11 protein-coding genes are annotated in these 12,925 nt (G+C 47.4%); 9 read left to right on the forward strand and 2 right to left on the reverse strand.

The annotated features are described in order from the left end of the window. Nucleotides 1-37: 37 nt before the first annotated feature. On the forward strand, nt 38-802 hold the full coding sequence (locus BN3656_RS09325; protein ID WP_242962976.1) for a peptidoglycan recognition family protein: 765 nt from the start codon (nt 38-40) through the stop codon (nt 800-802). Nucleotides 803-835: 33 nt separating this feature from the next. Here the strand turns inward: BN3656_RS09325 and BN3656_RS09330 are convergent, their stop codons facing one another. After that, entirely contained in the window at nt 836-1,645 is an 810-nt protein-coding gene (locus BN3656_RS09330; RefSeq protein WP_066547092.1) for a histidinol-phosphatase HisJ family protein, read from the reverse strand. 267 nt (nt 1,646-1,912) lie between these two features. On the opposite strand from BN3656_RS09330, the gene gap reads away from it, so the two are divergent. The 4 genes from gap (at nt 1,913) to gpmI (ending at nt 6,667) form a co-directional block, all read left to right on the forward strand. Next, the gene (gap, locus tag BN3656_RS09335) at nt 1,913-2,944 is read left to right on the forward strand and encodes a type I glyceraldehyde-3-phosphate dehydrogenase (protein WP_066547095.1); all 1,032 of its coding nucleotides are present in this window, start codon (nt 1,913-1,915) and stop codon (nt 2,942-2,944) included. Between the two features lie 87 nt (nt 2,945-3,031). After that, nucleotides 3,032-4,252 (forward strand): phosphoglycerate kinase, encoded by a 1,221-nt coding sequence (locus BN3656_RS09340; RefSeq protein WP_179297084.1) that lies wholly within the window; start codon nt 3,032-3,034, stop codon nt 4,250-4,252. Between the two features lie 95 nt (nt 4,253-4,347). Continuing rightward, nucleotides 4,348-5,103, forward strand: a complete 756-nt coding sequence (gene tpiA, locus BN3656_RS09345; protein ID WP_066547098.1) for a triose-phosphate isomerase — start codon at nt 4,348-4,350, stop codon at nt 5,101-5,103. A 22-nt stretch (nt 5,104-5,125) separates the two neighbouring features. Next, nucleotides 5,126-6,667, forward strand: a complete 1,542-nt coding sequence (gene gpmI, locus BN3656_RS09350; protein WP_066547100.1) for a 2,3-bisphosphoglycerate-independent phosphoglycerate mutase — start codon at nt 5,126-5,128, stop codon at nt 6,665-6,667. 106 nt (nt 6,668-6,773) lie between these two features. On the opposite strand, the gene BN3656_RS09355 is transcribed toward gpmI, so the two are convergent. Next, complete coding sequence (locus BN3656_RS09355; protein ID WP_066547103.1) at nt 6,774-7,658, reverse strand: DMT family transporter; 885 nt, start codon at nt 7,656-7,658, stop codon at nt 6,774-6,776. A 176-nt stretch (nt 7,659-7,834) separates the two neighbouring features. Here BN3656_RS09355 and BN3656_RS09360 point away from each other — a divergent pair, with 176 nt between their 5' ends. From BN3656_RS09360 to BN3656_RS09375, 4 genes are read left to right on the forward strand one after another with little or no spacing between them, the layout of a single operon-like run. Next, on the forward strand, nt 7,835-9,610 hold the full coding sequence (locus tag BN3656_RS09360; protein ID WP_066547105.1) for an ABC transporter ATP-binding protein: 1,776 nt from the start codon (nt 7,835-7,837) through the stop codon (nt 9,608-9,610). 14 nt (nt 9,611-9,624) lie between these two features. Beyond that, on the forward strand, nt 9,625-10,494 hold the full coding sequence (locus BN3656_RS09365) for a DegV family protein (RefSeq protein WP_066547107.1): 870 nt from the start codon (nt 9,625-9,627) through the stop codon (nt 10,492-10,494). 1 nt (nt 10,495) lies between these two features. Then, nucleotides 10,496-11,965, forward strand: coding sequence for a HAMP domain-containing sensor histidine kinase (locus tag BN3656_RS09370; protein ID WP_081422920.1), 1,470 nt, complete (start codon nt 10,496-10,498; stop codon nt 11,963-11,965). Continuing rightward, nucleotides 11,962-12,918 (forward strand): GerMN domain-containing protein, encoded by a 957-nt coding sequence (locus BN3656_RS09375; protein WP_066547109.1) that lies wholly within the window; start codon nt 11,962-11,964, stop codon nt 12,916-12,918. The genes BN3656_RS09370 and BN3656_RS09375 overlap by 4 nt, the downstream gene beginning before the upstream one ends. Nucleotides 12,919-12,925: the final 7 nt, after the last annotated feature.

Here is a 12,925-nt window from a genome sequence, read left to right on the forward strand (position 1 = left end):
TCCATTCCTGTCTTTCACGGAAAGACGGGTTACAGATATGAAGGATATCATGGATGAAGATAAGAGACTGGAAGAAGAGCTCAAGGAGCTGCGCCAGGTTCCCATAGACGAAAATGACAGAAAAAAGAAAAAGAGCCGCAGAAGCCGCAAAAAAACGGCAAAACGCAGGGGATTTCCCTTTGCAGCCGTATTTATGGCTCTTGTGGTAGGCGTTCTGGCAGGACTGGGCGGCGGTTACTACGTATGGGGCTGGGAACGGCCCTATACGGTAGATCTTAAGGCAGTGGAGGTTCCGGATTGGGTAAAGCAGGAGTTTATCCGGAAAAATATTTTTTCAAGGCCGGATGTGAGCCGCAGGAAGATCAACAATATTGTGCTTCATTATGTGGCAAATCCCGGTTCCAGTGCAGAGGGCAACCGAAATTATTTTGACAGCCTGGCGGATCAGGACAGCCAGAAAGGTGGCACCTCTACCAGCAGCCATTTTATTGTGGGCCTGGAAGGAGAGGTGATCCAGTGTATCCCGATCAATGAGATTGCCTACGCAAATGCTCCCAGAAACGAGGATACTCTTTCCATTGAGGTCTGTCACCCGGACGATACGGGAAAATACAGCGATGCTACATATGAGTCTGTCGTGAGGCTTACAGCCTGGCTGTGTACCCAGTTAAAGCTTAAAAGCAGCGATGTGGTGCGCCATTATGATATCAACGGTAAGCTGTGTCCGAAATATTATGTGGAGCATGAGGAAGAGTGGAAGCAGCTGAGAAAGGACATTGATGCGGCCATGAAGGAGCTGTGATCTGCGATACTGCATAAAAAAGCGGGGAGATCCCTACAGGGGGATCATCTCCGCTTTTCGATTATGGTAAATCGTATAGTAATGAAAGCCGCACTGCTTTAAAAGCTCCTTTGCGCGGGTAAATCCATATCCCAGATGCTCCGGAGCATGGGCGTCAGAGCCGATGGTGATGTGTTCGCCGCCCATCCTGCGGTATTGCTTTAAAATCTCTGTATCGGGGTTTTGATGACTCAGCCTGCTGCGGAAGCCGCCCGTATTGCATTCCAGAGCCTTTCCATTTTCAGCCAAAACCCTCAAAATAGAATCAATCTGCTCTTTAAAGGCAAAATAGCTGTAGACAGAAGCACTGTCCGGAGCATAGCGTGCGGCATAGTCCAGATGGCCCCAGGAGTCAAAGAATGGATGAAAGGCTCTGGCGCGCTTAAAGGAAAGGGTGAAAAACTCCTCAAGTCCCTGCCTGGAACCGCAGGCTTCCCAAAAGGAGGGATAAAAGGGATCATGGGAGCGGATAAAATGGCTGGAACCGATGATAAAATCAAATTCAGAGCCAAAATCCTTATGAAATTTTTCCAGGTACCTGCAGATGTGAAGCTGCAGCCCCAGTTCGATGCCGATATTGATGCGGATTTTATCCCGGTATTCTTCTTTAAGAGTGTTCAGGGCGGACAGATACGAGGGAAGATCCAGCTCAAAGTTATCCTCACAGAAGGATGAGTCGCGGTCATGATGGTCCGTAATGGTTATTTCCTTCATTCTCATAGAAACGGCCCGTTCAATCTGAACACGGGCGGGTGTATTTGAATCGCCGGAAAAAGCGGTATGCAGATGACAGTCGCAGATCATGCAGGCTCCTCCTTTCAGGCCGGATGCCAAAGGCGCGGCGTTTGATGATAAATATTATACCTGCGGCAGATAAAAAGTTCAAGGCTGACAAACAAATTTAGGGGAAAGAGGTAAAATGCTGTAATTTCCCGCACAAATTGTTATAAAATTAACGAAAAGGTAGAATTAAAAAAAACGCTTGCTATTTTGGAAAAAATTGATTACAATGAGTACAAGTTGATTATTATTTAACAATAATACAATTTAACAACTAGGAGGAATTGAATCATGGCAGTAAAAGTTGCAATTAATGGTTTCGGACGTATTGGCCGTCTGGCATTCCGTCAGATGTTCGGCGCAGAGGGCTACGAAGTAGTTGCTATTAACGATCTGACTGATCCTAAGATGTTAGCACATCTGTTAAAGTATGATACCGCTCAGGGCGGATACGCTGGCCACATCGGCGAGGGCAAGCACACTGTAGAGGCTGGTGAGGATTCCATCACTGTTGACGGAAAGAAGATCACGATTTACAAGGAGCCAAAGGCTGCTGACCTTCCATGGGGAGAGATCGGTGTAGACGTAGTATTAGAGTGTACCGGTTTCTACTGCTCTAAGGATAAGGCTCAGGCTCATATCGATGCAGGCGCTAAGAAGGTAGTTATCTCCGCACCCGCAGGCAATGACTTAAAGACCATCGTATTCTCCGTAAATGAGGATACTCTGACTGCTGAGGATACTATCATTTCCGCAGCTTCCTGTACAACAAACTGCCTGGCTCCAATGGCTAAGGCTCTGAATGATTACGCTCCTATCCAGAGCGGTATCATGAGCACCATCCACGCTTACACAGGCGATCAGATGATCCTTGACGGACCACACAGAAAGGGTGACTTAAGAAGAGCACGCGCAGGCGCTGCAAACATCGTTCCTAACTCTACAGGTGCTGCTAAGGCTATCGGCCTGGTTATTCCAGAGCTGAACGGCAAGCTGATCGGTTCTGCACAGCGTGTTCCTGTACCGACCGGTTCTACCACTATCTTAACAGCAGTTGTTAAGAAGGCTGGCGTTACAAAGGAAGACATCAACGCAGCTATGAAGGCAGCAGCTTCCGAGTCCTTCGGCTACAACGAGGATCTGATCGTATCTTCTGACGTTATCGGCATGAAGTACGGCTCCCTGTTCGATGCTACTCAGACCATGGTAGCTCAGATTGCTGAGGATCTGTATGAGGTTCAGGTTGTTTCATGGTATGACAACGAGAACTCCTACACAAGCCAGATGGTAAGAACCATTAAGTACTTTGCAGAGCTGGCTTAATTATTCAGTTTTTTAGTAGACTCATAAAAAGGGTCCGGTCGTCAGGGCCGGGCCCTTTTTACGCAGTATGAAAGGGGTACATCCATTATGTTAAATAAGAAATCTATCGACGATATGAACGTAAAAGGCAGAAGAGTGCTGGTGCGCTGCGATTTCAACGTGCCGTTAAAGAATGGTGAGATCACCGACGAGACACGTATCGTGGCTGCTCTGCCAACCATCAACAAGCTGATCGCTGACGGTGCAAAGGTAATCCTCTGCTCCCACTTAGGCAAGGTAAAGAATGGCCCTAACGAGGGTGAGTCTTTAGCTCCTGTCGCAAAGAGACTGAGCGAGAAGTTAGGCAAAGAAGTTGTATTCGTAGCGGATTACAACGTAACCGGCGAGGCGGCAACCAAGGCTGTAGAGGCCATGAACGAAGGCGATGTGGTTCTTCTTCAGAATACCCGTTTCCGCGGCGCTGAAGAGACAAAGAACGGCGAGGCATTCAGCAAAGAGTTAGCAGATCTGGCTGACGATTATGTATGCGACGCATTCGGTTCCTCCCACAGAGCACACGCTTCCGTAGAGGGCGTAACCAAGTTCATTTCTGCCAAGGGCGGCACAAATGCAGTTGGCTATCTGATGCAGAAAGAGATCGATTTCCTGGGAAATGCAGTTGAAAATCCTGTAAGACCTTTCGTAGCAATTCTTGGCGGTGCAAAGGTTGCTGATAAATTAAATGTTATCTCTAATCTGTTAGAGAAGTGCGATACTCTGATCATCGGCGGCGGTATGGCATTTACTTTCTTAAAGGCAGAGGGCAAGGAAATCGGAAAGTCCTTAGTAGATGATACCAAGTTAGATTACTGCCGTGAAATGATGGCAAAGGCAGAGAAGCTTGGCAAGAAGCTCCTTCTTCCTGTAGATGCAGTAGTAGCAGCTTCCTTCCCGGATCCAATTGATGCTCCTGTTGAGGCAGAGAACGTATCCGTAGATGCTATGCCTGCTGATAAGATGGGGCTGGATATCGGCACTGAGACTGCAAAGATCTATGCTGAGGCTGTAAAGTCTGCAAAGACTGTTGTATGGAACGGACCGATGGGCGTATTTGAGAATCCGACTCTGGCAAAGGGAACCATCGCAGTTGCCGAGTCTCTGGCTGAGACAGATGCAACTACTATTATCGGCGGCGGCGATTCTGCAGCAGCTGTAAATCAGCTGGGATTTGCTGATAAGATGAGCCACATTTCCACCGGCGGCGGCGCTTCTCTGGAGTTCCTTGAGGGCAAGGTACTTCCAGGTGTAGCAGCAGCAGATGACAAATAAGGCTGTATAGCATAAGTATACCGCCCGGACCGGAGATAAGCCTGCGGTCCGGGCGGTCCATTTACAGAATCAATGTGTGTAAAGGAGAGATAATCATGGCAAGAAAGAAAATCATTGCAGGCAACTGGAAGATGAATATGACCCCTTCTGAGGCAGTAGCACTGGTAAACGAGTTAAAGCCTTTAGTAGCCAATGATGAGGTGGATGTAGTGTTCTGTGTACCTGCTATTGATATTATCCCGGCAATGGAGGCTGCAAAGGGAAGCAATATCAATATCGGTGCTGAAAATATGTATTTTGAGGAAAAGGGTGCCTATACAGGTGAGATTTCACCCAATATGCTGACAGACGCAGGTGTAAAATACGTGATCATCGGACATTCCGAGAGAAGAGAGTATTTTGCAGAGACAGATGAGACTGTAAATAAAAAAGTATTAAAGGCATTTGAACACGGTATTACCCCGATTATCTGCTGCGGCGAGTCTCTGACTCAGAGAGAGCAAGGGATTACTATTGACTGGATCCGTCAGCAGATCAAGATCGCTTTCTTGAATGTAACAGCAGATCAGGCAAAAACTGCAGTAATTGCATATGAGCCAATCTGGGCCATCGGAACCGGAAAAGTAGCTACCACAGAGCAGGCAGAAGAGGTATGTGCAGCCATCCGCGCCTGCATTGGTGAGATTTATGACGAGGCAACTGCAGAAGCTATCCGCATCCAGTACGGCGGTTCTGTATCTGCTGCATCTGCTCCCGAGCTGTTTGCACAGGCAAATATCGATGGTGGTCTGGTAGGCGGCGCTTCCTTAAAGCCTGATTTTGGAAAGATTGTAAATTATAAGCAGGCGTAAGCCAATAAGGAGATAAAAGATTATGAATAAGAAACCAGTAGTTCTTATGATCCTGGACGGATATGGTCTGAATAAAAACTGCGATCACAATGCAGTTTGCGAGGCTAAGACTCCGGTTATGGATCAGTTGATGAGCCAGTGTCCTTTTGTGGAAGGTCAGGCCAGCGGCCTGTTTGTAGGACTTCCTGATGGACAGATGGGTAATTCTGAGGTAGGCCACTTAAATATGGGTGCAGGACGTGTGGTATATCAGGAGCTGACCCGCATTACCAAGTCGATTGAGGACGGCGATTTCTTCCAGGTTCCTGAATTTTTACAGGCAGTAGAAAACTGTAAAAAGAATGATTCCGCTCTTCATCTGTTCGGTCTGGTATCTACCGGCGGCGTACACAGCCATTTAACCCATATCTATGGCCTGTTAGAACTGGCAAAGAGAAATGGCCTGGAGAAGGTATATGTACACTGCTTCCTGGATGGACGTGACACACCTCCGGAATCCGGTAAGGATTTTGTGGCTCAGTTAGAGGAAAAGATGGCTGAGATCGGCGTTGGAAAGGTAGCTTCCGTTATGGGACGTTACTATGCAATGGATCGTGATAAGAGATGGGATCGCGTAGAGCTGGCTTACAGAGCACTTACAAAGGGTGAAGGTAAGGCAGCTGAGAGCGCTACAGCCGGTATTCAGGCGTCTTATGATGATGGAAAGGCAGATGAATTTGTAGTTCCTTTCGTTGTAACCGAAAACGGTGCTCCCAGAGCTTCCATCAAAGATGGCGACTCTGTTGTGTTCTTTAACTTCCGCCCTGATCGTGCAAGAGAGATTACTCATGCATTCTGTGACGATGAGTTTGACGGCTTTGCAAGAGAGAAAAAACTGGATCTGGTTTATGTTTGCTTTACAGACTATGACGAGACCATCACAAATAAGCTGGTGGCATTTAAGAAGGAGCAGATCACCAATACCTTCGGAGAGTTTCTGGCTGCTCACGGCAAGAAGCAGGTACGCATTGCCGAGACAGAGAAGTACGCTCACGTTACCTTCTTCTTTAACGGCGGAGTAGAGGAGCCAAATGAAGGAGAGGATCGTATTCTGGTGCCTTCTCCAAAGGAAGTGGCTACCTATGATTTAAAGCCTGAGATGAGTGCAAACGGCGTATGCGACAAACTGACAGAGGCTATTCGCTCAGGAAAGTATGATGTAGTGATCATTAACTTTGCAAATCCGGATATGGTGGGACATACAGGTGTTGAAGATGCAGCCATCAAGGCTATTGAGACGGTAGACGCCTGTGTAGGAAAGGCCGTAGAGGCTGTAAAAGAAGTGGACGGTGTAATGTTTATCTGCGCAGACCACGGAAATGCAGAACAGCTGGTAGACTATGAGACAGGTGAGCCATTCACTGCTCATACCACAAATCCTGTTCCTTTTATCCTGGTAAATGCAGATCCATCCTTTAAACTTCGTGAAGGCGGCGCTCTTTGCGATATCGCACCTACCCTGATTGAGCTGATGGGACTGGAGCAGCCTAAGGAGATGACTGGCAAGTCTCTGCTGGTGAAATAAGATAAAATGATACCGCTTGAGAGTGGCTGACAATTTTCCCCCCGGAGAGAGCATATCAGAAGCTTTTCCGGGGGGTTTTGCAGTAGTACGCCTGAGGACTCAGACTTTAATTATTCTTCATCTGCAGCCCGATGACCCCGATCATAAAAGCGGCTGTTCCGCCGATGATCCAGCCAGTGACCGTTTCGTGAAAGAAGAATACGCCCCAGAGAATGGCGAATACGGCCATCATGCTCTGGATCACGGGAACCATATAAAAGGGCACCAGGGGGATGGCTTTGGCATTGAGGTAAAAGCCCATTCCCGTGATAAAGCCGAAGGCAAGGATGGCAAGGATGCAGGCCAGATCCGGACGGATAAAAGCTATTTTCCCTGTAAATACAGGCTCTGCGGCCGGGATCAGGGAAAAAAGACCGGACAGGGTAAATATAGCCAGATTGCTGTCGATAATATCCAGCCGTCCAGCTACCATTTTCTGGGAAAGCACATGGCAGCCTGCACAGATACCGGACAGGATAAACAGGCCGGTAAAAAGGAGATTTTCTTTAAAAAATACATCCAGAGGACGGCCGTTTAAAGAGATGCACAGAACGCCGCCGATGCAGAGAAAGATACAGAATCCCTTTCTGGGGGACAGCTTCTCCTTAAAGCACAGTACGCTTACCAGCGTCAGAAACAGGGTCTGGGCAGGCTGGGTCACAATATTTCCATAGGAAAGTCCGTGGCTTAAGGCGTAGTTTTCTGTCAGATAGGCCATCCATTTGATAAAGGCTCCGAACAGGATCCATTTCCAGCAGGATAAGAGGGCCTGTTTTAAGTTTTTCTGAAATGGCTGCCTCAGGATACACTTTAAGATGAGCAGCCACACCACTCCAATGAAAAAACGGAAAAAGGTAATCCATGAAGCGTTAAAATAGGGGCTGATCAGTTTGACGCAGGTACCGCCGAAGCTGAACATCAAGGCAACGCAGAGCAGATAGACATATCCCATAGCTGATTTTCTCCTTCAAATCTATTTGACACTATTATAGCAAAATCTGGAAAAAAGGGTAGGAAAAAATTCTTTCCCCTGCCTCTTCCATTTTCCATTCAGATACGTTACAATAAAAAGATAACTGCCCGGAGAAATTACTCTGATGGCAAGAACAAAACAGGGGAGAAAGGAATATGAATACGAAAAAGGGAATGAAAGCGGGAAAGCTGTTAAAAAGCTTTCTTCCATATTATGGAAAGTACAAAAAGATCCTGATCCTGGATCTGTTCTGTGCGGCATTGACCACGCTGGGAGAGCTGGTGCTTCCTCTGATCCTTCGGTTTATCACCAATCAGGGAATGCAGGATCTGGCTTCCTTAACCACAGGGCTTGTGGTAAAAATCGGCCTTTTATATCTGATCCTGCGGGTGATCGATTCGCTGGCTGCCTATTATATGGCATATACGGGCCATGTGATGGGCGTATATATTGAAACAGATATGCGCCAGGATGCCTTTGAGCATCTGCAGATGCTCTCAGACAGCTACTACAGCAATACCAAAGTTGGACAGATCATGTCCAGGATCACCAGCGATCTGTTTGACGTGACGGAATTTTCACACCACTGTCCGGAGGAATTTTTTATTGCCATTTTAAAGGGAATCGTATCCTTTGTGATTTTGTCAGGAATCAATCTGGAGCTGACGCTGCTCATTTTCCTGATGATCCCGATCATGATTGTTTCCTGTACCTGGTTTAATCTGAAGGTAAAAGCGGCTTTCCGGCTTCAGAGAAATCAGATTGGCGAGCTGAACGCCCAGATTGAGGATACGCTTTTAGGAAACCGGGTGGTCCGTGCCTTTGCAAATGAGCCGGTGGAGATTGAAAAATTCGGAAAAGGCAACCGGGAGTTTATGAAGATCAAAAAGCATACCTATCGGTATATGGCGGCCTTTCAGATTACCACCCGTTCCTTTGACGGCCTGATGTATGTGCTGGTGATCGTGGCCGGAGGCCTTTTCATGATTAACGGAAAGATCGCGCCGGGAGATCTGGTCGCCTATACCATGTACGTGACCACTCTTTTGACAACCATCCGCCGGATTATCGAGTTTGCGGAGCAGTTCCAGAGAGGAATGACCGGGATTGAGCGTTTTCAGGAGATTATGGATGTGACTCCCGATATCAGGGATAAAAAGGGAGCAAAGCCTCTTTCCGATGTAAAGGGAACAATCGAATTTGACCATGTAAGCTTTGAATATGCAGACGATCATACCCAGGTACTGAATGATATCTGTTTAAAGATCCGTCCAGGCGAGAGGATTGCTTTAGTTGGCCCTTCCGGCGGCGGAAAAACCACACTCTGTAATCTGCTGCCCAGATTTTATGACACAACAGGGGGAACTATCTCCATTGACGGAATGGATGTAAGGGATATTACCCTGAGAAGCCTTCGCTCCAATATCGGAGTGGTACAGCAGGATGTATACCTGTTTTCCGGCACTGTATTTGAAAATATTCTCTACGGACGCCCCGGCGCTTCCAGAGAGGATGTGATCAAGGCTGCAAAAATGGCGGGGGCTCATGAGTTTATTACGGAATTAAAAGACGGCTACGATACCTATGTGGGCGAACGGGGCGTAAAGCTTTCCGGTGGACAGAAACAGCGCATCAGTATTGCCAGGGTATTTCTTAAAAATCCGGCAATCCTCATTCTGGATGAGGCCACCTCAGCTCTGGACAATGAGAGCGAGTATCTGGTATCACAGTCTCTGGAAAAGCTGGTTGAGGGCCGCACTACGTTAACTATCGCCCACCGCCTGACGACCATTCAGGGGGCAGACCGGATCCTGGTGCTTTCCGGCAATGAGATCGTGGAGGAAGGAAATCATAAGGAACTTCTTGAAAAGAAGGGGATGTATTACCAGCTTTATATGACAGCCAACCGTTTGAATCAGGGGCTTAACTGAAAGGAGGATATGTTATGAAAATAGCAGCAGCTACGGACAGCAACAGCGGCATTACCCAGGAGCAGGCAAAGCAGCTGGGAGTCCATGTGCTTCCCATGCCCTTTATGATTGACGGGCAGATGTACTATGAGGGTGTGGATCTTACCCACGAGGAATTTTTCAGACGGATGGAGGAGGGAGCGGATATTACCACCTCTCAGCCGTCCCCCGGTGAGGTGACTGATTTCTGGGATAAACTTTTAGAGGAGTATGACGCAGTGGTGTATATCCCCATGTCCAGCGGTTTAAGCGGTTCCTGTCAGACCGCCATGCTTTTAGCAGAGGATTACGAGGGAAAGGTATATGTAGTCAATAACCAGCGCATTTCCGTGACCCAGATGCAGTCTGTGCTGGATGCCAGAGATTTGATAAAAAAGGGATATGCGGCTGCACAGATCCGCAATATTTTGGAAGAAACAAAGTTTGACAGTTCCATCTATGTTACAGTGACCACTTTAAAATATCTTAAAAAGGGAGGACGCATCACTCCGGCAGCCGCTATGTTGGGAACTCTTCTCCAGATTAAGCCTGTCCTCACCATCCAGGGGGAAAAGCTGGATGCATTTTCCAAGGCCAGAACCTTAAAGCAGGGAAAGACCATTATGATGACCGCTCTTAAAAAGGATCTGGAAACACGTTTTCACGATCCTGAGGCACGTCATACCTGGCTGGAGATTGCTTATACCTGCAGCGATGAGATGGCTCAGGAATTTAAGGAAACAGTGGCAGAAATCTATCCGGATGCCAATATCTGCATAGCGCCGTTGTCATTAAGCATTGCCTGCCATATCGGACCGGGCTGTCTTGCTGTGGCCTGCAGCGGCCATTTAAAGGAGCTGGAGTAGATTGAAAAAGAAGAAATGGCTTGAGCGGTTTAAGCTAAGGGGAAAAAGCGTCATGATCCCTATGGTGATTCTGATGATCCTTACTGCTTTGGTTCCCATGCTTTTGCAGGCAATGATCAGCCGCAGGGCATTTAACCAGACCCAGCTGGAGGCGAAGGGCATTGAGATACAGAATCAGTGTCTGATCTTAAGCAGCCGCCTCATGCGTTCAGGTTATATGACCTCGGATAAGGGAAATACCATGGAGCTGGATACCCGTATGCAGACGATCGCAGATATTTATAACGGGCGGATTGTAATTGTAAACAGCAGCTTTAAGATTATAAAGGATACTTTTAACCTGGCGGCAGGGAAGTATTATGTTTCAGAAGAGGTTATCCGCTGCTTTAACGGGGAGACAAACAGCCGTATGAATCAGGAGATGGGTTATCTGACCCAGACTATTCCCATCCACAGTGCTTCCGATAAAAAGAAAGTTACGGGAGTGATGGTGGTTATGGCTTCTACGGAAAATATTTCCGCACTGACCGACCGGGTTCAGGGAAGCACCCAGCTGTTTTTGCTGTGCATGATCCTGGTGGTGGTGGTCTGTTCCATGGCAGCCGTGTTTTTCCTTATACGGCCTTTTAAGCGGCTTCTGGCTTCCTTTGAGCGTGTTTCCTACGGAGATTTGGACACCGATATCATGGAGGATGCCTATAAGGAAACAATCCAGCTTTCACAGGCAGTACAGAAGTCGCTCAGAAAGCTTAAGGCAGTAGATCAGTCCAGACAGGAGTTTGTTTCCAATGTATCCCATGAGCTGAAGACCCCGATCACCTCTATCCGGGTGCTTGCAGATTCGCTTATGAGCATGGAAGAAGTGCCGGCAGAGCTGTACCGGGAGTTTATGGCAGATATTTCGGATGAGGTAGACCGGGAAAATCAGATCATCACTGATCTGTTAACGCTTGTGAAAATGGATAAATCTGCCCAGAGCCAGATGAATATTACACAGACGAATATAAATGAAGAGCTGGAGCTGATCTTAAAGCGCCTGCGTCCCATTGCCAAGCGAAGCAATGTAGAGCTGATTTTAGAAAGTATCAGAGAGGTAACAGGAGATGTGGATCGGGTGAAATTTTCCCTGGCTGTATCGAACCTGGTAGAAAATGCTATTAAGTATAATGTGGATTCCGGCTGGGTGCGGGTCACTCTGGATGCAGATCATAAATATTTTTATATTCGTGTAGCGGATTCCGGAATCGGGATTCCTCAGGACTGCATGGATCATATTTTTGAACGTTTTTTCCGCGTGGACAAGGCCAGATCCAGAGAGGTGGGAGGCACAGGCCTTGGGCTTGCCATTACGCTGAATGTGATCCAGATGCATCATGGGATCATTGATGCGGAAAGTACACCAGGAGAAGGGACAACCTTCAGCGTGCGCATTCCCCTAAATTATGTGTCCAGACAGGAGGATAAATCATGAGTACCACAGGAAAAAAGGGAAGGTTCTCAGTAAAGATCCTTCTGAGACTGTTCTGTCTGACAGGGATTTTATTCCTTTCCGGCTGTCATCTGGAGAAGGAGCCTGTGGCAGCTCCGAAGGAAGGACGATATCTGGTTTACTATCTGAATGGTTCCGGGGTAAATCTGATTCCCAGGGTGTATGAAACGGAGGAAACAGATCCGCTTGCCCTGTCTGATGAGCTGATGGAGCAGCTGCGTTACGTCCCTAAGGATCTGGACTGCCAGACTGCTTTGGGAGACAAGGCAGTATTCAGGGAAAGCCGTCTGGACGCAGGGGTACTGTCGCTGTATTTTGATGTGAGTTATGTAAATATGAAGCCAGAGCAGGAAATTTTATGCCGCGCGGCTCTGGCGAGGACGCTTACCCAGATACCGGGCGTGGATTATATCAGTATTTACTGTGGAGATCAGCCGCTGATGGATGGTCAGGGAAATCCGGTAGGCGCTGTGTCTGCCTCCGATTTTATATTAAATACCAGTAATGTAAATTCCTATGAAAAAACAGAGCTGAAGCTGTATTTTGCAGATAAAACGGGAACAAAGCTGATCTCTGAGACAAGAGAGGTTGTCCACAATATAAATACCTCCATGGAGCAGCTGATCGTGGAACAGCTTTTAGCAGGTCCGGAGGAAGAAGGCCATCTGGCGGTGCTCCCATCTGACTGCAAGATTTTAAGCATTTCTGTTACGGATAATGTATGCTACATCAACTTTGATTCCTCTTTTTTGAAAATGGGGCATCCAGTAAATGAATATCTTCCCATTTATGCCATTGTCTCTTCTCTGGCTGAGATGACAAGTATTACAAGGGTTCAGATCATGGTAAACGGTTCCCAGGATGTGATGTTTCGGGATGTGGTATCCTTAAACCAGACCTTTGAGTTAAACCATGAGTATATCCAAGAAGAATAATGAGGTA

Origin of the sequence: Clostridium sp. AT4 (genome assembly GCF_001517625.2) — a bacterium.
Taxonomy (GTDB): Bacteria; Bacillota; Clostridia; order Lachnospirales; family Lachnospiraceae; genus Enterocloster.